Source organism: Paenibacillus sp. J22FR5 (genome assembly GCF_059691975.1).
In genome coordinates, this window is sequence record NZ_JCAUAN010000007.1 from 159,657 (window position 1) to 184,449 (window position 24,793).

General features: G+C 47.6%; 20 protein-coding genes. 1 reads left to right on the plus strand and 19 read right to left on the minus strand.

Features of this window, described 5'->3' with window-relative positions; genetic code table 11:
• Positions 1-35: 35 nt before the first annotated feature.
• The 15 genes from AC58P7_RS12780 to AC58P7_RS12850 form a co-directional block, all read right to left on the minus strand.
• Positions 36-1,385: a TrkH family potassium uptake protein gene (locus tag AC58P7_RS12780; protein WP_497343332.1), complete on the minus strand. Its 1,350-nt coding sequence runs from the start codon at positions 1,383-1,385 to the stop codon at positions 36-38.
• A 30-nt stretch (positions 1,386-1,415) separates the two neighbouring features.
• Complete coding sequence (locus AC58P7_RS12785) at positions 1,416-2,216, minus strand: sugar phosphate isomerase/epimerase family protein (protein ID WP_497343334.1); 801 nt, start codon at positions 2,214-2,216, stop codon at positions 1,416-1,418.
• A gap of 263 nt (positions 2,217-2,479) precedes the next feature.
• Positions 2,480-5,041, minus strand: coding sequence for a stalk domain-containing protein (locus AC58P7_RS12790; protein WP_497343335.1), 2,562 nt, complete (start codon positions 5,039-5,041; stop codon positions 2,480-2,482).
• A gap of 278 nt (positions 5,042-5,319) precedes the next feature.
• Positions 5,320-7,377: an RICIN domain-containing protein gene (locus AC58P7_RS12795; RefSeq protein ID WP_497343337.1), complete on the minus strand. Its 2,058-nt coding sequence runs from the start codon at positions 7,375-7,377 to the stop codon at positions 5,320-5,322.
• 27 nt (positions 7,378-7,404) lie between these two features.
• Positions 7,405-8,973 (minus strand): glycoside hydrolase family 76 protein, encoded by a 1,569-nt coding sequence (locus tag AC58P7_RS12800; protein ID WP_497343339.1) that lies wholly within the window; start codon positions 8,971-8,973, stop codon positions 7,405-7,407.
• Between the two features lie 98 nt (positions 8,974-9,071).
• Positions 9,072-10,115 carry a glycoside hydrolase family 76 protein gene (locus tag AC58P7_RS12805; protein WP_497343341.1) on the minus strand — a complete coding sequence of 348 codons (1,044 nt, stop codon included), beginning with the start codon at positions 10,113-10,115 and terminating at the stop codon, positions 9,072-9,074.
• A gap of 58 nt (positions 10,116-10,173) precedes the next feature.
• Positions 10,174-11,274, minus strand: a complete 1,101-nt coding sequence (locus tag AC58P7_RS12810; protein WP_497343343.1) for a glycoside hydrolase family 76 protein — start codon at positions 11,272-11,274, stop codon at positions 10,174-10,176.
• A gap of 113 nt (positions 11,275-11,387) precedes the next feature.
• On the minus strand, positions 11,388-12,254 hold the full coding sequence (locus tag AC58P7_RS12815) for a carbohydrate ABC transporter permease (RefSeq protein ID WP_497343345.1): 867 nt from the start codon (positions 12,252-12,254) through the stop codon (positions 11,388-11,390).
• Between the two features lie 12 nt (positions 12,255-12,266).
• Positions 12,267-13,154, minus strand: coding sequence for a carbohydrate ABC transporter permease (locus tag AC58P7_RS12820; RefSeq protein WP_497343347.1), 888 nt, complete (start codon positions 13,152-13,154; stop codon positions 12,267-12,269).
• A 54-nt stretch (positions 13,155-13,208) separates the two neighbouring features.
• The gene (locus AC58P7_RS12825) at positions 13,209-14,540 is read right to left on the minus strand and encodes an ABC transporter substrate-binding protein (protein ID WP_497343349.1); all 1,332 of its coding nucleotides are present in this window, start codon (positions 14,538-14,540) and stop codon (positions 13,209-13,211) included.
• 79 nt (positions 14,541-14,619) lie between these two features.
• Positions 14,620-15,927: a glycoside hydrolase family 125 protein gene (locus tag AC58P7_RS12830; protein ID WP_497343439.1), complete on the minus strand. Its 1,308-nt coding sequence runs from the start codon at positions 15,925-15,927 to the stop codon at positions 14,620-14,622.
• Positions 15,928-16,132: 205 nt separating this feature from the next.
• The gene (locus AC58P7_RS12835) at positions 16,133-17,263 is read right to left on the minus strand and encodes a GntR family transcriptional regulator (RefSeq protein WP_497343351.1); all 1,131 of its coding nucleotides are present in this window, start codon (positions 17,261-17,263) and stop codon (positions 16,133-16,135) included.
• 416 nt (positions 17,264-17,679) lie between these two features.
• Positions 17,680-18,525 carry an ATP-dependent DNA ligase gene (locus AC58P7_RS12840; RefSeq protein ID WP_497343353.1) on the minus strand — a complete coding sequence of 282 codons (846 nt, stop codon included), beginning with the start codon at positions 18,523-18,525 and terminating at the stop codon, positions 17,680-17,682.
• A gap of 133 nt (positions 18,526-18,658) precedes the next feature.
• Positions 18,659-19,456 carry a TrmH family RNA methyltransferase gene (locus AC58P7_RS12845; protein WP_497343355.1) on the minus strand — a complete coding sequence of 266 codons (798 nt, stop codon included), beginning with the start codon at positions 19,454-19,456 and terminating at the stop codon, positions 18,659-18,661.
• An 8-nt stretch (positions 19,457-19,464) separates the two neighbouring features.
• Positions 19,465-20,124: a potassium channel family protein gene (locus AC58P7_RS12850; RefSeq protein WP_497343357.1), complete on the minus strand. Its 660-nt coding sequence runs from the start codon at positions 20,122-20,124 to the stop codon at positions 19,465-19,467.
• A gap of 166 nt (positions 20,125-20,290) precedes the next feature.
• Here AC58P7_RS12850 and sspI point away from each other — a divergent pair, with 166 nt between their 5' ends.
• Positions 20,291-20,494, plus strand: a complete 204-nt coding sequence (gene sspI, locus AC58P7_RS12855) for a small acid-soluble spore protein SspI (protein ID WP_497343358.1) — start codon at positions 20,291-20,293, stop codon at positions 20,492-20,494.
• Between the two features lie 143 nt (positions 20,495-20,637).
• On the opposite strand, the gene AC58P7_RS12860 is transcribed toward sspI, so the two are convergent.
• From AC58P7_RS12860 to AC58P7_RS12875, 4 genes are read right to left on the minus strand one after another with little or no spacing between them, the layout of a single operon-like run.
• On the minus strand, positions 20,638-21,732 hold the full coding sequence (locus AC58P7_RS12860) for a Gfo/Idh/MocA family protein (protein ID WP_497343360.1): 1,095 nt from the start codon (positions 21,730-21,732) through the stop codon (positions 20,638-20,640).
• Positions 21,733-21,753: 21 nt separating this feature from the next.
• Complete coding sequence (locus AC58P7_RS12865) at positions 21,754-22,386, minus strand: ThuA domain-containing protein (protein WP_497343362.1); 633 nt, start codon at positions 22,384-22,386, stop codon at positions 21,754-21,756.
• A 29-nt stretch (positions 22,387-22,415) separates the two neighbouring features.
• A complete protein-coding gene (locus AC58P7_RS12870) occupies positions 22,416-23,579 on the minus strand; it encodes a Gfo/Idh/MocA family protein (protein ID WP_497343363.1) in 1,164 nt (387 codons plus the stop codon).
• 26 nt (positions 23,580-23,605) lie between these two features.
• Positions 23,606-24,643, minus strand: coding sequence for a LacI family DNA-binding transcriptional regulator (locus AC58P7_RS12875; protein WP_497343365.1), 1,038 nt, complete (start codon positions 24,641-24,643; stop codon positions 23,606-23,608).
• Positions 24,644-24,793 lie beyond the last annotated feature (150 nt).

Here is a 24,793-nt window from a genome sequence, read left to right on the forward strand (position 1 = left end):
TTAGTCCTTCTCTCAAAATTCATATGTATGGCTGCTCACCCAATGATGAGCTTCTCCTCCGGATACCGGATGAGAGGTTTTTTCTTCCCATTGGTAAATAGGGTATAGAACAGAAACAGTCCGATGCGTCCAATAAACATGAGTACGATGAGTGCGATTTTGCTAACACTACCTAGCTCAGCGGTGATGCCCGTGGATAAACCGCACGTTCCGAAGGCCGAGGCGACCTCGAACAGGATGGCGGACACTCCCCGGCGGTTCGGCTCTGCCAGCAGCAGCATGAAAATCCCTGCGAGGAGCAGTGCAATGCCAGTGAGGAAAAACACAAAGCTTTTGAGCGAGTCCTCTTGGCTAATCATCCGGCCAAAGACCTTCGGCTCCTTCTCCCCGCGAGCATAAGAAACTAGGGACAGCACGATAACGGCTATGGTCGTTGTTCGGACACCGCCTCCCATACTGGATGGGCTTGCCCCAATAAACATCAGTATGGATACGAGCAGTAAGCTTGCCTCTGTGATTGTGGACATATCAATGGTTGTAAGCCCAGCGCTGCGAGAAGTGACGGACGTGAAGAGTGCGCTGAGTATTTTCCCATGCCAGCTCATCCCTGTTAGCGCATGTGTCCGCTCCGTCAACCAGAAGCCGATCGCGCCGAACAGCAGCAACACCGATGTTGTCACGAGTGTCAGCTTGGTATACAGGGAGAATCGGAAATTCTTATGTCCGCCCCGCAAATACTCTCGCAACTCAGCCAGTACTGGAAATCCGATCCCGCCTAATACAATCAAGAACATGGTAGGTGCCTGTACGAAATAGTCCTCCGAATAATCGAGCAATGAATTGCCGAACAGATCAAAACCAGCATTCGTAAATGCCGAAATGGTATGAAACATCCCATAATACAGAGCGCGCCAAATCGACCCGTACTCGCCGGTAAAATAGAAATACAAGCCAAACGCTGCTGTACTAATCGCCTCTAAGATCAGCGTAAAGCCCAGCACTAGCTTCATTAACTGTACCAATCCAGATAGATTGTTGCGATTCTGGTCAATCATAATCATCTTACGCTGCAGCAGCCCGATTTCCTGCCCAAACAATAGCCAATAAAAGCTCCCCAGCGTCATTACCCCGATGCCACCGAATTGAAAAGCAATGATTAGCACACCAATTCCGAAGCCGCTTAGCGTATCTTTGATGCCAACAGTCGTCAGGCCTGTCACGCTGACAGCACTGACCGATGTAAAGAGGGCGTCCACGAATGAGATCGTGGCGCCCGGCTTTAGGCTGATAGGTAGTTTAAGAAGGACGGCAATGAGAAGCATGCCGATTATATAAGCGACAACAATGAGTCTTGAGGCAGGCATTTTCTGTATTTTCCTTAGCATGATGTTTACCTTCAATAGAGAGTAATAGAATTAGATACTCTTATATTGTCCTTTGAAATGTTCTCCCATCCAAAGGCAGACTTCCCATAAATCTGCAACAGGTTGATTCGTGTACGGCAAGGTGTGCAAATAACCAGGAGGTCCAAACTCTGGCGTAAAGGTGATCGTTGTTTGGCCTAGTTCTTTCTGCGCTTGGATAATGCTATCCCACCAGCCCAGATGCCGCTGTAATTCATGCGCGTACTCTGGCGCTCTTGGATCTGGTACCTGCGGTCCCTCTGCGTAACCCACGCGGCCGTGAATATGCTGTACACGTGAGTAGGTTTTGAACAAATTATCCTCTTGATCCTCTAACGTAGACTCGCATACGCAGCACCAGTGGCTGTAATCAACTGTTAAGTTGATCTCTGGCACGGCATCTAGTATCCGTCCTGCATCCCAAGGATTAAATAAGGTACGGCCGCGATGTGTCTCATGACCAATAGGAATTCCCCATTGCTTCTCAATATTTACTGCTTCACGAAAGAAGGCCACCTGTTGCTCGAAAGGCATAGAATCCTTGCCGCTGTGTGAAGTAATGCTGATGGGACGAAATGAAACCGCACGCGCCACTTGTTCGCGAAATGACACAAGATGATCTGGCCCATTCGTAAACACCATAGCAATATAGTCCAGTTTATACAATTCCAATAGCTTGCGGAACAGCTCCTCATCAGATGAGTGCGGCATGGGCGCTTCGATTCCCTCATAGCCTGCCGCTGCAATTCGCTCGAACTGGGACTCTAGCGAACCTTCCATGCCCCACAACGCTTTAATTAATTTAATGTCCATCCTTAATTGCCCTCCTCATCTCATCAATGAGTCAAGCTTAAAGCATCTGACATTATTTGGCTAGCGTATTTTTTGGCACTACTCACACACTCAAAACTAGGAATTACTTTCCAGCAAGGCAGCCCTAATCACTTCTCTTTATCAACCATAAAATGCCCCCGCAACTTTCACGCCGCGGAGGCACCTGGTGTGTTTTATATGTGTTTAAGGACATTAGTAAAAAAACATGAGTAATTTTTAATAATGTTACCTATACAACATATTTATTTGGAGCCTGGACCTGGTTGTTGTCCCGGTTGCGGGCCAGTTGGTGATACGGTTGGCGGGCCAGTTGGTGGTCCGGTTGGCGGGCCAGTTGGTGGTCCGGTTGGCGGGCCAGTTGGTGGTCCGGTTGGCGGTCCAGTTGGCGGTCCAGTTGGCGGTACGGTTGGCGGTCCAGTTGGCGGTACGGTTGGTGGTCCAGTTGGTGGTCCGGTTGGCGGTCCAGTTGGTGGTACGGTTGGCGGTCCAGTTGGTGGTCCAGTTGGTCGGCCTGTTTGCGGGCCTAGTTGAGGATCTAGCTGCAACTGATCCCCTTTCTCTGGAAAATTCTTTCCTTGGTCTTGACATTTGCTAGGTTCTGCACATTTCATCGGAGGGTGATTCTGATCAAACTGTCTGTTAACACCCGGAGGCAATGGCGGCAGGCCAATATCGTTAATATTTTTTTTGTTTCCGTCTTTATCGATTACTATGACATGCCCCTGATCATCATGTTCTATCTTCCCCTTAAAGTCCTTCGGCACGATCACGCCATCCTTCAATTCCATATTCGACGGAATAAGATTGGTATCGAGCTTAAAGTCTTTTGGAAAATGCACAAATTCACCTAACTTAATCCCTTCGCCTAACTTAACGTCCTTCGGAAGATTTAATCCGTCTGGAATGAAGGCGCCCTTTGGAATTTCAATTCCTTGAGGAAGATTAATTCCAGGCGAAAGCTGGATTCCCTCGGGCAGCTTCGTACCGGGAGGAATCTGCATAGCCGGAGGCAATTTAACATCCTTAGGCAACTCCATACCATCAGGAAGTTCAAAACCTACGGGCAGTTGAATCCCGGTCGGTAGTTTATATTTAATATTCAACTCAAAGCCAGGATTCAAGATGACGTTATTGGGCAACTCAAAATGATCCGGCAACTTAACATCATGCGGCAGCGAGGTGCCTTGAGGGAGCTTCATATTTTCAGGAACTATGGTGCCCGGAGGCAACACTACGTGATCCGGCAGGTTCATATCGATTCTCATCTGAATGCCCTGCGGCAGCACAAATCCCGGAGGGAGCTGCACATTAGCAGGCAGATCGATCGATCTGTACTCTACTCCCTGTATTTGCTGAGGTCCAGCTTTTTTAATTTCGTCATGACCAATCTGATTATTTTGAATGAAATCGCCTTGCAGCTTTTGAGCCTGCTTCAATAAATTGTCGTTGATATTATCAGCAAATTTCGCATTATTAATAAATTGATCCACGAACAAAACTTGCTTGGTCGCAAACTCTTTTTTCTGTTGATCGGTAAGCTCTTTGAAATTATCCGGCCGATTTTGTAGAAATTGATTGATAGCTCCCTGCGATTGGATAATTTTGTCGTTCATCTCTTGAGGAAGTTCAAAATTCATACGTGGTTTCAACTGCCTCAGCAGCTCCTGCTGACTAGTTCCATAATCCTGCAAACTGCTGAGTTGGTTCAAAATGGACTGCTGAGCTTCAACTTGTGATTCAGGAACTTCAGCAGCAAAATTGATTAGGTTTTCCTGTTTTTTCAAAAGCTCGTTTTGAACCCTTTTAACCTGCTCATTCATCCAATCCTTCTGATTGTTGAATTCCTTCACCTTATCGTCTGGTATAAACACTGGAGATGGAGGAGCTTGATTTGGTTGAATTCCCAGTACGTATGTATTGGTTGGTACAGCTATCGGTTTTGGATGTGAAGCATTCTGCATAACAACTGTACCTGCAAGTACAGAAAGTTCGGCGGTACTTCCATTCGATTGAATTCGAAATGTACTATCCGGTGCAATAAATTGCGTTCCTTGGCTGACGATTTTAAATTCCGAACCCGCTTTCTGGTTGGCTACCTGTGTAAAAGCTGTTCCCTTTAGGATATCAAAAGTGACTTTACGCTCGCCAGTTAGCTTATCTTTATCCAATTGGGAAATTTTCGTTTCTGAATTGGATTCAAGCTTTATTGCAGAACCTTCCGGTGTAAGCAAGGTAACTTGCCCATTGTCGCTGGTGCGGATCTGCGCCCCTCTTTCAAGCAGTTCCTGCTGCTCTGCAGCTCGCCAATTCCCTTTTTCAAAAACCTCGACCTTTCCGTTGACATCGGTTAGCTGCACGAGCCGGGAAGCAGAAACTACCTCAGCCTTCTTCTCTTCATTGTTCCATGTCACCTTGGAGCCGAGCGCTTCACTGACGAAACGAAGCGGAACCATCGTGCTGCCGTCTATTATTTGAGCCGGTACATCCAATTCGACCTCTTTGCCGTCGATAACCGCTTTAGGATTCCCCAACTTCAGCTTTACGACATGGCCATCCAACGTGACAAAGACGGTTTGAGTATCACTGTCCCAAGCAACTTGTGCGCCCTGCGTTTCTGACATCGCTCTAATCGGCAGCAGCGTCCTTCCGTCTTTAATTTGCGGCGGCACTTCAGACTGCAGATTCATCCCATCAACCTGTAGGCCAACGGTGTTAAGCTCATCCGCCCATACGGTGGAACAGGTGAAACCGAATGTAAGAAGCAGCGTATACAATCCCGATTTCCAAAAATACTTTACCCCCACTTTGTATCCCCCTTAAGTAAATCATGAAAAAAAATCCCCATCCTCCTAGGACTTTAAGATCATTATCGACAAATCACGACATTATTTTTAGTTGTTTTTTGACATGTCGTCTCCGTGTCTTCAGGCAGCCGTTCACTCGGAAATGACAACTTTCATCTAGCGCAGTCATCATTTTCGGATTCATTCCGCCAACATCTGAATTGGGGTAATCTCGATGGATTGAAAGAACAAGCCCGAGGACAGGTTCCCCCGGGCTTGTTGCCGTTCACCTTATATCATTACTGTACCTTCATGTTGTCCAGATTCAAATAATTGGTGCTGCCCTTCGTAGCATCGAAAATCAGAGAAATCGTATTGCTGCCGCTATTCAAGTGGACATTCGGGACCATAACGGAATTATAAGAAGTCCAACTCCCCGTACCGCCAAACGACACATTGTTGACGACTCCTACGCCGTTTACATAGAGATAACGCCCTGCCGTTCCTGCCCCACCAGCATAACGGAAGGTCAAGTTGTAATTGCCAGCTGCATTCGCCACTACGTTAAAGTCTACCCATTGGCCGCTCGAATTCCAGCCTGCCACATAGCCATTTCCAGTGAATCCGCCATTCGTAGATTCCGTAGAAAGGGAATGAAGGGAAGCCGCTTCTGCTTCATAGGTGATATCCGTTTCGATAAGCTGGAAGGCCATGTTATCTGCTGCAGCATATGGCCATTGAATAAATGTACCTCCGCTAATCAACGAGTTATTGGCGACATTTAGCGATTTGCCGGAAAGTCTGTTCGTGATTTTATAATAGCCTTGAGCAAGCCCTTGAATTTGCCATTGATCGTTGCCAGTCGTGCCATAATCCCATTGAATAACCTTCGCACCATCGCTTAGAGATGCATTTTCGACAGATAGCGCCTTCCCGCTTTTTACATTCATAATTTTATAGTATCCGCTATCTGTAGCAGTAATTACCCATTTGTCATTCTGCACAATCCCCTTATCCCATTGAAGAATATTCGCTCCGTTCGAAGTCGAGGCGCCATCAACAGCTAACGACAAGCCGTCTGATTTCGGGGATATTCGGAAGGTTTTTCCCGAAACAATCGCCCCCGTTGCTGCCTCCGAACCCGTGAGCTTCAACATAACCGATCCGTGTGAGGGCACGTTTGTCGTATAACTAGTTGTAAAAAATCCCACATTCGTTTTGGCCCACAAATCTCTAATTGCTACTGTGGAGCTCAATCCAAGGCTTGCAAAATTCACTGACATATTCGAAGCTGCATTCGTACGATTTAACAAGACAAGGGCTCTGGTCCCCGAAGTCTGCAATAACTTGGAATAAATCTGAAGCCCTCCAACATCACTGACCAATACGCCCTGTTTGCCCAACGCATCTTGATCCACGGCAATCACTTCTGCATTCATCAACGTATCTTGCGTAGCTTGATTCATGGATGCTAAGTTATTGCCAGCAATGAGCGGTGATGCCATGATGGCCCACATGGACATATGCGAACGGTATTCGGTGTCTGTCATCCCGCCTCCAAACACAGCGCCCGTTCCGTAGTTGCCTACCATTAGCATATCTGCATCGTTCCAGCCTAAAGTTGGGCCAGCGAAGTTAGCTAGAGGAGCATTCTGGTCAATAATCCATGTGACTCTATCCCAGAAATCGAATATATCATCCGTCGTTCGCCACATGTTACCTGTAGAAGATCCCCATACCCAAGGTTTATTCACTCCCCAATTACAAATGCTGAACAACATAGGCCTTCCAGAATTAGCTAAGGCATCTCGGATGATGCTATACCGAGTTTGTGGATCCAAGGTACCATGATCACACCAATCTATCTTGGTATAGTCCACACCCCATGAGGCAAATGTAGCAGCGTCTTGAACCTCATGACCATACATGCCTGGCCTTCCTGCACACGTAGTGTAGCCAGCATCCGTATAGATCCCAAATTTCAAGCCTTTGCTGTGAACATAACTAGCAAGTGAGGCAATTCCGCTTGGGAATTTGACCGGGTCCGCAATGATCGTGCCATCAGCAGCCCTACTTGTTTGCCAACAATCATCGATCACAATGTAGGTGTAGCCTGCCGCTTTCATGCCGCTGCTAACTGCAGCATCGGCTGCTTGCTTTATTTTATCTTCATCCACATTACATCCGTAGATGTTCCAGCTATTCCAACCCATTGGAGGGGTCAGCGAAAGGCCGTTGTTTAATGCTGCCGCTTTCTGTGGAAAAATAACTCCTGACATGATCAATGGCAACGTAATAAGAAACACCTGCAAGGCCTGCAGTACAAAATGTGTTCGATTTCGCGTTTCTTTTTTCATAATTACCTCCATGTTCAAGAGTTTTTCTTATAAGCCATACAATCGGTCCACATTCAGATAGTTCGCATTCCCTTTCGAACTGGCAAACCCAAGTCGGATCGTGTTGGAACCCGCAAGTAAAGAAACGGTCACGGAAACAGTGTTCCAGGTACTCCAATTGGATGTGCCGCTAAAGGTCAAATTGGTTGTGACATCGACGCCATTGACGTTAACATAACGGCTTGCATTCCCAGCTCCTGCCGCATAGCGGAATGTAATGGTTTTGGTGCCGGCGGTATTCTGATTCACATAGAAATCGATGGACGTACCACTCGTGTTCCAACTTGCCACATAGCCACGGCCGTTAAAGCCAGTCTGCGTGCTTTCATTCATCATCCCGCTTCCGCTTACTAAGGTACGCCTTGCATTTTCAGCTTCGTATACGCCGTTGCCAGCGATGTTTCCTGTGTAGTTATCCGCTGGTGTCAATTGTAAAATGGACGCTCCGGCGGCGGCCGCCAAGCTTTGAACATAGGATGAACCCGTTGGTGCCGTCCAATCACTGCCGATAATGCCATCCGATGTTCGTCTATGGTTCCACGCTTGTGTGGCGTTTTGCTGTAGAAAGTTGAGATATTGAGACTGACTGGCTTGTACGCGGAGTTGATTCAGACTGCGGGCAAAAACCATTTTGAAACCTGGAGCATCATTCTCTCCTTCGTACATCAGAGAAGTAGCCGATGTCATATTGTTGATGACGTAATTGGCTGCATTATTCGCATCTGTTAAATAACTAGCTGTACCCGTAGCCATGTATAACGCTGTAGCTGCACCAAGGTAGGTGCCGTAATTATACGTAAAATCCCAATCCTTCACGATCCCGGCTCCAGTGCCCTCCATGTGATCATTCACTTTGCTGCCATTGACTAGCTTCGTTTGGATCCAGCTGTAGATTTGCTGCGCTTTCGTTAAGTAGCTTGCGTTATTGTAGGCATTCTTTAGCTTAATGGCGGTCATGACCATAGGCGCATTGGTGGCCATATTTTTCTGAGCATTGGAGCTAGTTGCCGGATTCTGCGCATCCGCTCTCCACCAAATGCCGCCGCCATAATAGGAGGTATCCCAGCTAGCATAGACGTGATCGAAGAGAAAAGAGCCGCGGTTTAAATATTCTTGTGTCCCTGTAATCTCATAGGCACGCAGACAGGCAAGCGCCCACCAGCCAAGATCATCATTGAATTGATTATCAATCATGTTCGTGTATTTGGCATTGAAGCCTGTGTAAATATCATCGATCATGGTTCGATATGTGCTGCTCCCCGTGCGTTGATACGCATCCATAACGGTCTCCCACAGCTGAGCCTCCCACCAGAAATCCGTGTAAAGTCCGCCATTGGGGCCATAAGCATGTGCGGATTGGATCGTATGGTCACTGTTTGTGTAGAAGTATTTGGCTGAAGCATCATAAAAGGTATTCACGAACGAGCTCATCGCTGTATCCGCATTTGACGACGTGAAAGCGGAAGCGCGATTGGCGCCCCCCCATACCGTAAGGAAAAGAACCATCACCATACCCATACTTACCCATTTGGATGTCGTTTTTTTGACTAGACTCATGTCCAACAACTCCTTTTCTCATAAAAGTTATTCCCGCATGAATTGAACGCGCTTACATGAATGCTTGAATTCACCTCCTTTCAGCTTCTATGGGTTATCTACTTATCTCCTTTAGATAGCAGTGCCGCATACGCCTCCAATAACATAACGCCGCTTAGCATCACGCTCAGCTGAATGGGTCCTTCCGGCGGCACTTTTCGCCAGTCCGTTCCAACGCGCCCGTTGTTGTCTAAACCATGCTTCATTAGCATGTAAGCATTGTTGATAATAAGCCTAGCCGGCAAGTCGAAATCAGGGTAAGTCTTTGCCATTTGCATGAGGTAGCGGATTAATATCCCTTTGAATAAGCCAGTATCGTCGATCCCTTCATCAGGTAGAGTCCCTGTTACCGTGTCGCATAGTCGTATAAAAACGGCATCTGTTGTTCTACGTGCATCCGCTAGATAGGCAGGTTCGCCTGTGCAGCTATATAATTCTAAGCCTGCGCCCATGAATACCCCTTGGCAGTACGTAAACTGCCAATCCTTATCGATCTGTCCATCACCCAAACGATTGATCCCATCCCAGATGAAACCATCGCTCGGATCCATCAACGTCGCTTTGTTCCAAGCATAGATGCTTTGGGCCATGGCCAAGTTAGTCTTATCGCCAAATCGCTGAAATAAGCGAGCACCCAGAATAGCCGCTGGCGCATTGGCTGGCGTGTTTTTGTAGTCGATCTGACTCTTTCGCCAAGCAATACCGCCGCCCATCTGCTCATTCCATCCGCCTTGAATGTCCTCCCACAAATCAGCAACAGCTTCGTGATATTTCCGATCGCCTGTTATGTCGTAAGCCCGAAGCCAAGCTAATGCCATCCATGCCATATCGTCGTAGTACTCATGGCGAAACGTCCCTCCATTGGAATTGAGAATACCGTGGAACAACTGCTCTAAGTACTCCGCATACTCCTTCTTACCTGATCTTATTAAGCCATCGATACAGACATCCACCGCGTGGGCCTGCCACCAGTAATAGTAGTTTTCACCGGGTCTGTTGACCGTTCTGCTGTCATCCCACTGATGCATCGTGCCTCTCCTTGGATCCCAATACAGCTTCCATAACGCTGCTTGAACATGATCCGCAAACGCTGCCGCATCCATCCATTCCTCAGCTCCTTCTTTGAAAAAAAGCAGGGGCAGAATCTCCTGCCCCCACCTCCTATTCCACAACTAGCAAGCCTTGTTTCTCTAATACAGCTAGTCTCTCCAACAACATGACGCCGCTTAAATTAACGCTCAAATCCTCCGCCGGTTCAGGCGAGGTTGCCCATGATTTACTGAACATCTGGCGCTGCTCATCTCTCCCGTAAGACCAGAGGCTATTCGCATTCGTTACCAATAACGCTAGGGACTCCTTCTGACTCGGGTCTACGAGCACGAGTTCTGCCAAATAGCGGACAAAGATGCCTTTGAATAAGCCGCCATCCCCATTGCTTTCGCTAGGCAGCATGCCCGTGATCGGGCTGGTCAGCCTAGTCTTCGAAGCGTGAGCAGTCTGCGCTGCGTCAGCCAAATAGCTTCGTTCCCCCGTTGCCCGGTATAACTCAACGCCTGCACCGATATAAACGCCCTGACAGTAGGAGAACTCCCAACTCTTATCAATCTTGCCATCACCCTCGCGGTTTTTCCCATCCCACACGAAGCCTGTCTCTGGATCTACAAGGTTGGCCTTCTGCCAATCGTAGATCTTCTTCGCCCACGTCAAGTCTTCTGCATCGCCAAACTGCTGATACAATCTCGCTGCCAGTATGACCGCAGGCGCATTCGCCGGTGTATTCTTGTAATCAAGCTGCGGCTTGCGCCAGGCAATACCTCCGCCCTGCTCCTCGTTCCAGCCTGTCTTGATATCTGCCCAAAGAAGCAGTGCAGCCTGCTTATACATCTCTTCCTTCGTTGCCTCATAAGCTCGAAGCCACGCTATCGCTAACCATTCCATATCATCATAGAAATCATTGGGCCAAGCACCGCCGTTGCGATCCAACATACCTTGATACATATTCGCCAAATAGCCTTTTACTTCGCTATCTCCCGTTCTTACATAAGCATCCACCAACGTATCTACGCCATGGGCCTGCCACCAATAATGAAATTTCTCATTGCATAAATCGTTACACGGCGATAAATTATCAAATAAGTTCCGCTTGCTGTTCCAATACTGCTTCATCAATCCTGCTTGTGCGAGATCGGCTCTCTTCGCCCAGGTTTCCGTCTTAGACACACTTACTTGTGCATCCGTTATTGCTTTGTGCTCGTTCCCCATGTTCATCACTCCCCAGGTAGCCACTATGTATATTCCTATCCCGACAGCCGCTAGGGCTATTCGCATTCTCCAACGTTTGTTCAACCTGTTCACCTTATTGTCCGACGTGCGATCTATCCCTTGGTCCCCGTAAAAGCAATCCCCTGCACGAAATACTTCTGTAATAGCAGGAACAGGATCAGAATGGGAACGACTGCGATTAAAGCTCCAGCCATCAACGGTCCGAAATCGACCTGTTTGTTATACGTAAATGCGGCTAACCCTAGCTGAATCGTTTTCTTAGCGGGATCATTCAACATAATGAGCGGTCCGAGAAAACTGTTCCAGCCTGCTTGAAAGGTGAAAATGCCTAGAGTAGCTAAAGCCGGCTTCGCTAGCGGCATATAAATGTTCCAATAAATGCGGAGCTCACCGCTCCCTTCAATGCGTGACACCTCTTGCAAATCACTAGGTAGGGAGACGAAAAACTGTCTCATGAAAAACACCGCAAATGACCCCGAAGCTCCTGGCAAAATAACCGCCCAGAACGTATTCAACAGACCATTCCCGCCACCGCCCAGCCAATCATTCCCACCCACGAAGGGGATGTGCTTCAGCACGAAAAACTGCGGAATCAGGGTTACGACACCAGGAATCATCATGGCGGCGAGCAATATTTTGAACATCGTATCTCGGCCTCTGAATCGCAGCTTCGCGAATGCATACCCGCTTAGTGAACCTAACAGCAAGTTGAACATGACCCCCATAAAGGCTAAGTAAAACGAATTCTTGAAATACAACCCGAACGGGACCAAGTCGAAAGCCTTCGTATAATGCGATATCGTCAAGCTGGAAGGAATCCATCGAATCGGCAGCATGAAAATCTCTTCATCTGGTCGGACTGAGGTGACTAGACTCCATACAAAAGGGATCACCATGACCAGGCAGATCGCGATAGAAATGAGATACAACAACGTCGTATACAAATACTTTTGTTTCATCCTCCACCCCTCCTAGATCATGGCATCTTCTTCTTTGTTTAGCTTCATATTAATAAGCGAGAATACAAGGATCAGAAGAGACAAGGCGAAAGCCATCGCGTCTGCGTATCCCATTTGCAACTGCCCAAAGCCTTGCTGATAGATATAATACACGGTCGTCTTGGTCGAGTTCGCTGGACCGCCCTTGGTCAAAACATAGGCTTGATCGAAGAGCTGAAGCGCGCCAATGATCGCCATGGTACTTACGAAAAAAGTAGTCGGCCTTAGCACAGGCCAAGTGATATAGCGGAACGATTGCCAGGCATTCGCACCATCCAGCTTTGCTGATTCATACAGATGATCGGGTACACCGTTCAGTCCGGCTAAATAGATAATCATATTCGAACCAACGGATTGCCATAAGGTTACGAAAACGATGGAGATCATCGCATAGGGCATTTCTGCCAGCCACGAAGGTCCTGTTATGCCAATTTTGCTCAGGAGTTCGTTCACGAGCCCAAACTCAGGATTAAGAAGCCAAATCCAGACCGTTGCAGCTGCTACGCCTGATGTTAACGTTGGTAAATATCCTGCTGTACGAAAGAGCTTGACACCAATACGTTTGCGCATAAAGAGAACAGCCATGGATAAGGAGATGGCGATGTTCAAAGGAATATACAGCACCGAATAGAACAAAACATTTTTCAATGTTGTCCAAAAAGTCGGATCATCCACGAGTCGCTTATAGTTAACCAAGCCAACAAAATCATTTTTGCTCACAATGTCATAATTCGTGAAGCTTAGGTACAACGCCATGATAACGGGAATTACGGTAAATATGACAAACAGAACGATTGTCGGCGTAATGAAAAAGTATCCCATCCTAGCTTGATGCCGGCTAAGCTTGCTGACCGATGCCATAGATTTCCTCCTTACAAGAAAGGGGAAGGATCACCTTCCCCCTTGTGCGTCGATTTACTTGCCTGCCGCGTTCTGATCTAGCAGCTTATCCCCTTGCTCTTGCCCCTTCTTCAAAGTTGTTGCCGCATCCTGCTTGCCTTGGACGAATAGATCTAGATTCGGCATCAACCCATCCACTTCCATGACGGAATAACCAGGATGCTGCGGACGAATCTTCGCGAATTCCAGCGTATCCATGAACGGCTTCCAATTCGGATCATCTTTGAAGAATGGATCCTGTAAGGCTGGCTTGAAGCCTGGCAGGTTCATACTTGTTTTGGCCCAAAGAAGCGCGTTGTCCTTATTCGCTAACCACCATTTCTCGAATTCCCATGCCTCGTCTTTATGCTTAGAACCTGCAGGAATTACTAGACCGAAGCCGCCCATGACGCTTCCTTTACCACCGCTAGGTCCAGTTGGGGGAGGAACAACACCGAAATCAAGTTCTTTCCCATATTTCTTATACGTGGACAGCATCCAAGGCCCTGTATAAGTCATAGCCACTTTACCGGTGACGAAGGCGTCTGTGCCTTCACCTAGACCTTTTTCAAATCCAACCTTATACACCTTATCTTTGTTGATCAGTTTATCCCAGAAATCGAGTACCTGTTTACCTTGATCATTATTAAAGTTCGATTTCTTCATATCGCTTGTCATCATAGAGCCGCCTGCTTGCTGTAACCACATATTGAATAGGCCATTATCATTCATGGACATCCCGGAGCGAACCAGCTTATCGCCTTCCCATACGGTCAATTGCTTAGCCGCATTCTCCAGCTCTTCCCATGTTTTCGGCGGTTGAAGACCTTTTTCAGCGAATAGTTTTTTATTATAAAAGAGTGCTCTTGCATCAACGGTTAAAGGAAGGCCATACAGTTTGTCGCCGGAAGACAGTTCTTTCAACGCTTCATCATAATAATCGGTACGCTTAATGTTATCTCTCTTCATATATTCATCGATCGGCTGAAGGACATTCTTGGAGGCATACAGGGAGGTCCGCCATCTATCCCAGAACATCACATCCGGCGATCCGCCCGAGGTCGCAGCTGTTAGAAACTTCGTAATCATGTCTTCCTGCAGCACATATTTTACTTTGATTTTATCCTGTGATTTATTGAAGGCATCCGCCATCATAACGAATTGCTTCTCACCTTCACCACCCCAGTCCCCCCAGAACGTAATTTCTACGGGAGCTTTGGCAGCTGGTGCGGTTGTTGCAGCTACCGGTGCAGTTGTGCCCTCAGGCTTCGTACTTGCTGCCGTTTGATCCGTGTTGGTCTTTGATGTACAGGCAGCTAAGCTAAGAGTTAGTGTAACAGCGGTTAAGACAGTCATCCATTTTTTCATGTTTTTTCCTCCCTTTTATATGAAACAAGCTACTTTTCCATGTCTATGTTAAAAGAGGTTACCCCCACATAACCTAGCATCATGTCCGAACTATTTTCATAATCGAATGACCGCAAACATCTAACACCAGCTCACTAAACATGGCGTTTGCCCATGAGAACCAAGGACGTGTATACTTCGCTGGATCGTCAACGTGAAAGCCTTCGTGCATAAATCCGGTTCCCGCATCGGTATCGGCCAATAGATCCAAAATGCGAAGCTTCTCTTCACGGCTTGCAGCCGTAAGACCTTGAATCGCAAGTGAAATCGGCCAAATATAACACTCTGGTGTATGCGGACTGCCTATACCTTCTGCAGCTATTCCCCTATAAAAATAAGGATTCTCTTCGCTTAGAATAAATCTCCGTGTGTTCTGATACATCGGATCCGATATATCCCTGTAGCCTAAGTACGGTATGGAGAGCAAGCTGGGCACATTAGCGTCATCCATCAGATGATACCCTCCAAGCCCGTCAGTCTCATAAGCGTACATAGCGCCTAGCGTAGGATGCTGGGTGGTCCCATATGCCTCAATTCCGCTTCTAATTTCAGCTGCCAACTGAAGCGCTTCGACACTCACAGCAGTATCCTTCCATACTTCATCTGCGATCTCAGCCAAATACGCTAACACCACGACAGCGAACATGTTCGATGGAATTAAATAGCCATACGTACAAGCATCATCACTTGGGCGAAAGCCTGACCATGTCATTCCGGTATAGCCGACTCGGCTGCCCATTCCGTCACGGGTTAAAGTGTCCGTAGGCGGACAGTTCACTCTTTGGAAACGATAGGGAGAGTCTGTTTCATGTGCTTGCTCTACCCGCCAAAGCTGAAGAATAGAAGTAGCCGCTGAACGAAAATCGTCATTGAATTGAGAGGTTCGACCAGCTACTTTCCATAACAGGTAACTGAGCTGAATCGGATAGCAGAGTGAATCAATTTCATATTTACGTTCCCAAATCCATGGGCTCATTTGTGTGATGTCCTGTTGATGCCCTGCGCCATGGGGTTCTTTGTTAAAGGCATTCGCATACGGGTCAATCCCAATATACTGAACTTGCCGCTTGACGACACCTTCAATCATATCCGCAATCTGAGGATCTTCTTTCGCTAGCAGCAGATACGTCCGAACTTGGGCAGATGAATCACGCAGCCACATAGCTGGTATATCACCTGTTATAACAAACGTTGAACCGTCTTCCAGCCTTTGAATTGTCGTTCCATATGTATTGGCGAAGCATTCTCGAAACATGGCTGCCAGCTTCGGCCGCTCAACCTGATGCAGTTCGTTACTTACATGATCAATGAGATCAGACATGGACTTCGGCAGCACAGAAGATTTCATCATCGGGTGAACCAACTCCCTTAACTTGTAAATAAACCGCTTACATATATGATTATAGGCGAGAATAAAACATTATGTCAATATGTATTTATTATATTATTTACATATCATTTAATTTAGTTAATATATCAACTGAAAGAAAAGGAGATTGCTAGGTTCGCAATCTCCGGTCTAAGCCTTGTTTATAGGTTGTTTGTTGTTCCGATCATTTTGCTGGACCTGTTGACTCACCGATGATCAGTTTGGCGTCCAAAGTCGTTTTATTCGACACTTTCTCACCACGCTTTAGCTTCAGCACGTTCTCAACAGCCAGTTTGCCGATTTCGTCTTCATTCTGAATCATGTGCGTAAACCGATAGCCGCTGCCCAGCGTAGTTGGTGGACTATCAAAACAAAGGATAGAAATATCCCCTGGTATTTGAAGTCCCATCTGCTCCACCGCCGCCTTGGCAAGCAAAGCAATATTATACTCCATCGCGAATAAGGCCGTAATGTGCGGATGGCTCCGCAAATGCTCCTTGATCATCTCGATATCTCGATCAATGTTGGGCTGATGGAACGAATTCGGAAGCGTTGACGTAATCTCGTCCAGCCACAGGGATCGGTCAACGAGAACCCCACGTTCTGCATGTGCACGAACAAAACCTTCGATCCGGTCCTCAATCGCCGTTGTATCCATCGGTGGCGGTGTAAGCAAACAGATTTGTTTATGTCCCAAATCAAGCAGGTAATCCGCACCTGTGCGTGCAGCACTGATGTTATCCGTACTGATCGAAGACGCAGCAACGCCTTTGAGATGGCGATCCACCAGCACTAATGGAAACTGCTGAATGACTAACTTCAGAATTTCAGCGTTGTAGAACTCCCCTTGTGCCGGAAATACAATGATGCCATCTACGCCTAATTCGAGAAACGAGCGAATCGCTTTCTCTTCGTTCTCAGGCAAGCCAAAGGAGCGGCGCAGCACAAGGAAGCTATCATTATCGGCGGAGGCGCGCTCCATCCCATAAATCATTTCCGTGCCGAACGTATTCCCGAAATCCGTGATGACAAGGCCGATCAGCGTATGTTTGGCCCGATCCTCCGAGGACAACACTTCTGCAGATGGCTCGCCTTCTTCAGCAACAAATGAGCCTTTCCCTGGCTTCCGGACGATAAGTCCTACTTCTGCCAGCATCTCCAGCGCTTTTTTACTCGTGATTCGGCTCACATTATAGTCATCAGCCAATTCCTTCTCCGAAGGAACACGGTCTCCGATATTATATTTGCGTTGTAAAATTTCTTCCCGCAGCGTTTCATATATCCGCTCATAAATGGGTCTTGAATCCGTTGACATTGCTCCCCACTCCCTACGCCCAACCAAATGTTATATCATGTGTTAATATTAATATATCATGTTATAGTTAATTTGGAAAGATGGGAGTTGGGACATAGAAGTATTTAAGCAGTGACATTTCCCTTGTTCCGACTCATAAACCATAAGGTTAACCAGATTGATTATTCATTTGAGTCAATTCAGGTACAAAGTTGAATGAGGTATCCGGCTTCACCTATGGCGTATTGAACTTGGGTTTGGATTTGAACAGCATATTTTTTATAGAAAACATGGCAGTACTCACCATAATCCTGACATTTGGATTTTTGTGGTTATCATGCGCTGGATTGGTGTAGAATATGTAAATGAATGGGCTGTTAAAAAAACAAAAAGACTGAAGTCACCTATTAGTTGGTGATTTCAGTCTTCTACTTCGTTTAGATAACGAATTCCATAAATTCCGGTGAGCGCAGTCTCCCGCTTTGAGTCCAGTTTCTTGTCTTGATCCTGGCCATGATCCGCGGCTCCATATAGGCAAAATTCTTGTCTTCCTTGAATACTAAGCGTTTCTTCACGCCTTCCAGCGCTTCTTTGTGCTGGGGAGTTACACCTGACTCAATAATCCCGACAGGGAACTTAGATCCATCGGCAGCGTCAATAGAGGCCAGCAAGGCAAAATTATTTTTTCGATACCCTGAAATATAAACATCTGCATAGGTCCAATTAATCACCTTTTGCCATTGGATAGAGCGTTTGGCTATTACGTATTTGGAATTCTCTTTGATGGATTTAATGACAATCCCCTCAAGTCCCCGCTTACGAACCTGCTCAAAATAATCAACCGCATTCCCCTCAAACACTTGAACCTTTTTATAGTTCTCATTTTCATTAAGAGCCTGATCCAAAAGCTCTTTACGCTTAAGTAAGCTAAGACCTGTGACGTCAATTCCTTTGTATCGCAAAATGTCAAACGCACAGAAGATAACAGGTTTCTTATTCTTCTTAGATAAAAACCTTGCCGACATGGCTTCAAAGTCTGGTTTTCCTTGATCATCCAAGACGACTAATTCACCATCCAATATGGTGCCTTCAGGCACAGGACAATTCAGAAGCTCAGGGAATTTATGTGTAATCAAGTCGTGGTGTTTCGTATACACATACAGTCTATCCATTTTGGAAATAATACAACGTATACCGTCTAATTTTAATTCTGCTATATGATTCTTACTGTAAAATGGCTTATTATTCTTGGCATTGTACAGCCCCATAGGAGAAATGAACATGTGATATCACCCTATACTAAATGATACTTCACTCTGATTCATCTGCCTAATGGAAACTGTTTACTTCGTAAGATTTATGCTGGTTACTCTGGCTGAATTTTACCGTAATAACTTGATTTGTAGGCAAACTCCCTTAAACCATCCGTTGCCTCGCCGCCTCAAACAACAAAACCGTCGCAGCCATCGCGACGTTCAGCGATTCCGCCTTGCCCTGCATCGGAATGATGACCTGCACGTCCGACTGCGCGGCAACCTCCGGCGACACGCCCTTTGCCTCGTTGCCGAAAATCAGCCACGTCGGCTGACGCAGGTCCGTGTCGTAGCACGAGCCTTGCGCCTGCAGGCTCGTCGTTACGAGCCGTACGCCGCGCTCACGCGCCCGCGGCAATAACTCACCCAAATCTGCCTCCACAATCGGCAGATGATACATCGATCCCATTGTCGAGCGGATCGTCTTGGGATTGAACAGATCGACCGTGCCGCGGCCGAGCACAACAGCCTTAGCCCCGACGGCATCCGCACTGCGGATGATCGTGCCCAGGTTGCCCGGGTCCTGGACGCCGTCCAGCACCACAACCAGATCATGCTCGCCGGCAAGCAGCTCGTCCATGCCAAGCTGTGGCCGCGTAACAATGGCCACGACGCCCTGCGGTGTCTGCGCGTCCGAACATTTAGCCAGCACCGCTTGGCTAACGCCCACCCATTCGACCACTTCCCCTGAAAGTGAAGCTAGCTCGGTTGGCACCCCTTTTCCGGCAAGAAAAAGAATGAACTCCACCTGTGCACCAGCCTTCAAAGCTTCCTCAATTAAATGGTAACCCTCAATGATATATTTCCCTTGCTTATCTCTGCCGCGCCGCTCTAGGAGCTGAGCCCAGTCTTTGACTCTGCCATTTTGAACGGACAAGATTTCTATATATGAATTTGACATGAATGTACCTACTCCGCAAAAGTGACTTCAAAAGTTTGAAGACTCGAATTTTTACCCACAATTACTAAAATATCATCTTGTTTAATGGCTTCTTCAGCACTCGGCGGGATGATCATCTGTTCATTTTGCTTAATTGCGATCACATTGCAGCCATATTTCGCGCGCACATCGAGCTCACGCAGACTTTTGCCAATCATCTGCCTAGAAGCTTTCATTTCCAAGATACTGTAATCGGCCGAGAGCTCTATATAATCGATAATGTTCGTTGAAATCATATGATGAGCCACACGCTGTCCCATATCGCGCTCTGGATAGACAATTTTATCAGCGCCAATTTTTTTAAGTACCTTGCCGTGAAGATCATTCACAGCTTTCACGATTGTCGTAGCTATGCCCAATTCTTTAAGAATCAATGTAGTCAAAATACTCGCTTGAATATCTTCCCCAATCGCCACAACCACAACGTCAAAATTCCGAATCCCCAAAGCCCGCATAGCTTCCTCATCAGTAGAATCAGCTTGAACGGCATGTGTCACATAGGCGGAAATGTCTTGCACCGTTTCTTCGCTCCGATCGATGGCTAGAACCTCGAACCCTGATTGTGATAACGTCTTGGCGACAGCTGAACCGAATCTTCCCATTCCAATAATCGCAAATTGTTTTCTCACCGCTCATGTTCCTCCATATTCCCAAGAATACATCCCATTATATCATACTTGAGCTTGTATTCTCACTTCTACACAACCGTGCATGTTGGCGAAGAGTGGGAAGGATGAAGCTATCCCAATCTGCACATATTAGTAGCGAGAATGAAAATGGAAGCGAGGTCCTCGAATGAATATCACCCTAAGACAAGCCATCCACCAGCGGGTTCATGACAAATCAAACGAAGAGCTTAAGGAAGTTATTGAAGACTCCATCGGCGGAGAAGAGAAAGTTTTACCCGGACTCGGTGTGCTTTTTGAAATCATATGGCAGCATTCTGAAGCCAGTACGCAGGATACGCTCGTCGAAACGCTCAAGGCACATCTTGAATAACACCTCACCACACATGGACTATCGCATTTTAAAATAATAGTGTATGGAGCTGGCTGGGGGATGCTGTGACATTCCTTAGCTGGCTTTTCCCTATATAGACGTAAAAATCCCCCTCGCATACACGCACAAGGAGGATCTACATTTTATAATACCGTAAACGGATTCATTGCTGCCGGCTTCTCGCAGCTGCTGTGCATCACATAATGCTGTCCGGAATCGGACGCATCATGGAAGCCATGCATCGCTTCAAGCACGTGATACGCCAGCTCGCCATTCGCGCGATGCGCCGAGCTATCACCTGTGATCAGCGCCTGCGCCATTGCGGCAACACCTAGACCGCGGCTATTGTCCTTATAGCCATGCGAAAGCGGGATAGGCTCCCAATCCGAGCCGCCTTTACGAATAAGCACCTGCCCACCGAAGGTGTTCGGGTCAGGAACACGCAAGGAGCCATGGCTGCCGTAGATTTCAATGTTCGGCAACTGCGTGCCGCCCATAATATCAAAGCTCGTCACGAGCGTTGCAATCGCCCCGCTGTGGAAATCAAGCACACCAGCAATGTGCGTTGGGGTTTCCACTTCAATCTTCTGCCCACGCTTCTTCTCACTTGTAATCGTACGCTCTGGGAAGCTTACGCTCGTTGAACCCGTTACGCGGCGAATCGGACCCAGCAATGCTACTAGTGCCGTTAAATAGTATGGCCCCATGTCGAACATCGGACCGCCCCCTTTAGCATAGTAAAACTCCGGATCTGGATGCCAGTGCTCATGCCCCTTACCCATCATGAACGCTGTAGCGGCAATCGGTGTACCAATCCAGCCATCCTCGATCAGCTTCAAGCAGGTTTGAAGTCCTCCACCTAGGAACGTATCCGGCGCACTGCCAATCAGAAGTCCTTTGCGCTTAGCTACCTCTAGGATCTGCTGCCCCTCTTCACGTGTAACCGCGAGCGGCTTCTCCACATAAGCGTGTTTACCCGCTTCTAAGATCTGAATACAGACCTGTGCATGCACTGCAGGGATCGTTAAGTTAATGACAATATCCACATGCGGATCACTCAACAACTGTTCCACGGTGTACGCATGAGGAATCGCAAACTCCTCGGCACGCGCCTGTGCTCTAGCCAAATCAATATCTGCACAAGCGACCAGTTCCAAATGGTCAAATGTCGGGATATTTTTCATATAAGCCGCGCTTATATTTCCACAGCCAATAATACCAACTTTCATCTTCTTCATCGCTTTATTTCCCCCTCGTGATTAACGTGTTGCCCACAACAACCCGCGTCGCATTAATTCCAACGTTTCCGGCATACGAACAATGTTGGCCTGATGACCAAGCGAATTATAATATACTTTGCCTGCTCCGTATGTTTTGGTCCATACAACCGGCATTTCCACATCGTCAAAGTCAGTCACCGCATGTACCTTAATCGCAGGGTCGACATGCATATAATATTTTTCCGATACAACAACGAAATCTTCAATTCCTTGGGTCAACGGCTGCTCGCGATCTTTCAAACGTACCGTATAAGTAACCCCGTCATTACCAGGATGTGCCACCCATTGGCCACCAACCATGTACTGATACTCAACCTCATTTCGGAAGGAATCGCCCATTCCGCCATGACAGCCTGCGATCCCCGTTCCACCAACCTTCACCGCGTTAATTAATGGTGTCAGCTGCTCGTTCTCGATTTTCCCCATCGTCCAAACAGGAACTATCAGATCTATACTCGCCAAACGTTCCTCATCGCGGAAGCTGTCCAACGTATCCGAAACCTCGACCCCATAACCCTCTTCACGCAGCAACCCTGCAAAAATCCCTGCAACCTCCTCGGGTTGATGACCATCCCAGCCACCCCATACGATCAATGCTTGTTTTTGACTCATCTTGAATTAGCTCCTCTCTCCATGCCCTTTTATACTTCGCTAATACTCACCCAACGACGCTGTGCAATCGACTGATCAACGGCTTCAAGTACCTCTTGACATTTCACACCATCGACGAAATTCGGAACCGGCTGACGATCCTCTGATAGCGCTGTCATCAACTCGACAACTTCATGTACAAACGTGTGCTCATAACCAATCGTATGACCCGCTGGCCACCAAGCATCCATATACGCATGTGAGGCATCTGTTGCTAGAACGCGTCTAAAGCCCTGAACATCCTCATCATCACTTGTAAAATAAACCTGCAATTCATTCAATCGCTCGAAATCGAATTTCACGCTGCCCTTACTGCCGTTAATTTCAAAAGAATTCGTACACCGGTGCCCGGGAGCAAAGCGTGTAGCCTCGAAGCTGCCTAAAGCCCCATTCGCGAATCGCGCCATAAATAACGTCGCATCATCAACAGTAACCGGACCATGCGGTGCATCTTTACTGCCTTTGGCGCTAAGCCCTGTCATGGATGAAGGCAGCGGACGCTCTTTCACGAACGTTTCACTCATTCCGATGACCTCGGTCATGTCACCCACAAGGAAGTGCGCTAGATCGATGAGGTGCGCTCCCAAATCGCCGTGCGATCCAGAGCCTGCGATCTCTTTCTGCAAGCGCCAAACCAACGGGAACGTCGGATCGACGATCCAATCCTGCAAGAACCAAGCACGGAAGTGGTAGATTTGGCCGAGACGACCGCTCTCCACAAGCTTCTTCGCCAGCTGTACTGCTGGAGCAAAGCGATAGTTGAAGCCGACCATGTGCTTCACGCCTGCCTCTTCTGCCGCTACTAGCATCTCCCTTGCATCTGCAAGGGTCAGCGCTAGCGGCTTCTCACAGAAGAGATGCTTGCCCGCCTTCGCTGCCGCCAAGGCAATTTCCTTGTGCGCATCACTGGGCGCATTGATATCGACGACGTCGATATCGGGATGCGAGACCAGCTCGCGCCAATCGGTCACATACCCGTCCCAGCCGAATTGTTCGGCTGCCTGACGGACACCGCCCTCGTCCCGACCGCAGATGAGTTTCATCTTCGGAATCGCCGTTTGCGGGAAAAACATAGGTAAATCTTTATAAGCATGGCTATGCGCTTTCCCCATAAACTTATAGCCAATCATGCCAATATTGAACGTTTTTTTCATCGAATACACGCCTCCCCAAAGTGTGTTTACGCCTTGCTTTTGCTTATGCCAGTCGAAGACTGCCTAATCTTCACTTCCGTCGGCAGCTTCACTTGCAGCTGATACTCACTATTCCCCTGCCCAATACTAGCAAGCACCGCACGAGCAGCATGCTTCCCCATTTCAAAGAAAGGCACTCTTATACTGCTGAGTGGCGGATCACTTAGCTTAGCTGCATCCGAGTCATCGCACCCAATAACTGCGAAATCTCGCCCAGCCACCCAGCCTCGTTCGCGAAGTCCCTGCATCAACCCAATCGCCATCCGATCATTGGCCGCAAACACAGCTTCAACTTGATCCCGAATTACCCATAGCTTTGCCGCTGCTTCGTACCCGCTAGTACGGCTGTAGTTCCCCTCAAAGAGTAGCTCAGGTTGGGTGGTTAAACCTGCATCCAGCATCGCTCTCTGATAGCCATGGAATCTATCCAATGAGTTCGAATACTGCGGAGAGCCGTTAAGGAACGCAATTCGACGATAGCCTTCATCCAGCAAATGGCGTACCGCTTGATAGCTTCCCTCCACATGATCCGCATCAACTTCCAGAAAGGAGAGCCCCTCAAATCGTTGATTAACCAAGCAGAAAGGATGCCCTTGCTCCTGTAATTGCAACAAGGAGCTTCGCTGGGACTCGGTATCTCGCGCCCCCAAGATCACACAGGCATCCACCTTTTGTGAGCGATATAAGCGGCCATAATCCAAATCGTCGTCGGGTGTAAGCAGCGAAAGCAGCATATCATAGCCTTGCTCCCTTACCTGCTCCCCAATCCCGCTCAAAATCTCCGCAAAATAATACGCAGAGAACAGATGCACCTTCGGCATATAAGGAAGTACGACACCAAGATTACCACTTCTTCTGCGGGCGAAGCTTTGCGCTATCGCATTAGGATGGTACCCAAGCACTCTCGCCGCTTCGAGTACACGTTCTTTGGTTGCAGGCTTCATTGGGCCAAGTCCATTGAACACACGAGATACGGTCGCTTCTGATACCTTGGCTAGCTCAGCAACCTCTTTTCTCGTTACCATGTTGTAAGGTCCCTCCCGTTCACTTCACTAATTATGTACACGCGTACATTCTCTCATTTAAGAGCTATTTCTGTCAATATAAATTCCGAACTTCTCATTTTTGTTGGTATTCGTCACAATTCGACATTTACATCAAATTTTCATAAAGAA

Coding starts and splice junctions, on each gene's coding strand:
- AC58P7_RS12805 (WP_497343341.1), bottom strand. CDS start 10,115: ATGGATGCGGCAGCGTTTGCGGATCATGTTCAAGCAGCGTTATGGAAG.
- AC58P7_RS12845 (WP_497343355.1), bottom strand. CDS start 19,456: ATGTCAAATTCATATATAGAAATCTTGTCCGTTCAAAATGGCAGAGTC.
- AC58P7_RS12860 (WP_497343360.1), bottom strand. CDS start 21,732: ATGAAGAAGATGAAAGTTGGTATTATTGGCTGTGGAAATATAAGCGCG.
- AC58P7_RS12810 (WP_497343343.1), bottom strand. CDS start 11,274: ATGGGGAACGAGCACAAAGCAATAACGGATGCACAAGTAAGTGTGTCT.
- AC58P7_RS12875 (WP_497343365.1), bottom strand. CDS start 24,643: ATGGTAACGAGAAAAGAGGTTGCTGAGCTAGCCAAGGTATCAGAAGCG.
- AC58P7_RS12780 (WP_497343332.1), bottom strand. CDS start 1,385: ATGCTAAGGAAAATACAGAAAATGCCTGCCTCAAGACTCATTGTTGTC.
- AC58P7_RS12865 (WP_497343362.1), bottom strand. CDS start 22,386: ATGAGTCAAAAACAAGCATTGATCGTATGGGGTGGCTGGGATGGTCAT.
- sspI (WP_497343358.1), top strand. CDS start 20,291: ATGAATATCACCCTAAGACAAGCCATCCACCAGCGGGTTCATGACAAA.
- AC58P7_RS12840 (WP_497343353.1), bottom strand. CDS start 18,525: ATGTTCATTTCTCCTATGGGGCTGTACAATGCCAAGAATAATAAGCCA.
- AC58P7_RS12825 (WP_497343349.1), bottom strand. CDS start 14,540: ATGAAAAAATGGATGACTGTCTTAACCGCTGTTACACTAACTCTTAGC.
- AC58P7_RS12870 (WP_497343363.1), bottom strand. CDS start 23,579: ATGAAAAAAACGTTCAATATTGGCATGATTGGCTATAAGTTTATGGGG.
- AC58P7_RS12835 (WP_497343351.1), bottom strand. CDS start 17,263: ATGTCAACGGATTCAAGACCCATTTATGAGCGGATATATGAAACGCTG.
- AC58P7_RS12820 (WP_497343347.1), bottom strand. CDS start 13,154: ATGGCATCGGTCAGCAAGCTTAGCCGGCATCAAGCTAGGATGGGATAC.
- AC58P7_RS12785 (WP_497343334.1), bottom strand. CDS start 2,216: ATGGACATTAAATTAATTAAAGCGTTGTGGGGCATGGAAGGTTCGCTA.
- AC58P7_RS12800 (WP_497343339.1), bottom strand. CDS start 8,973: ATGAGTCTAGTCAAAAAAACGACATCCAAATGGGTAAGTATGGGTATG.
- AC58P7_RS12815 (WP_497343345.1), bottom strand. CDS start 12,254: ATGAAACAAAAGTATTTGTATACGACGTTGTTGTATCTCATTTCTATC.
- AC58P7_RS12830 (WP_497343439.1), bottom strand. CDS start 15,927: ATGAAATCTTCTGTGCTGCCGAAGTCCATGTCTGATCTCATTGATCAT.
- AC58P7_RS12795 (WP_497343337.1), bottom strand. CDS start 7,377: ATGAAAAAAGAAACGCGAAATCGAACACATTTTGTACTGCAGGCCTTG.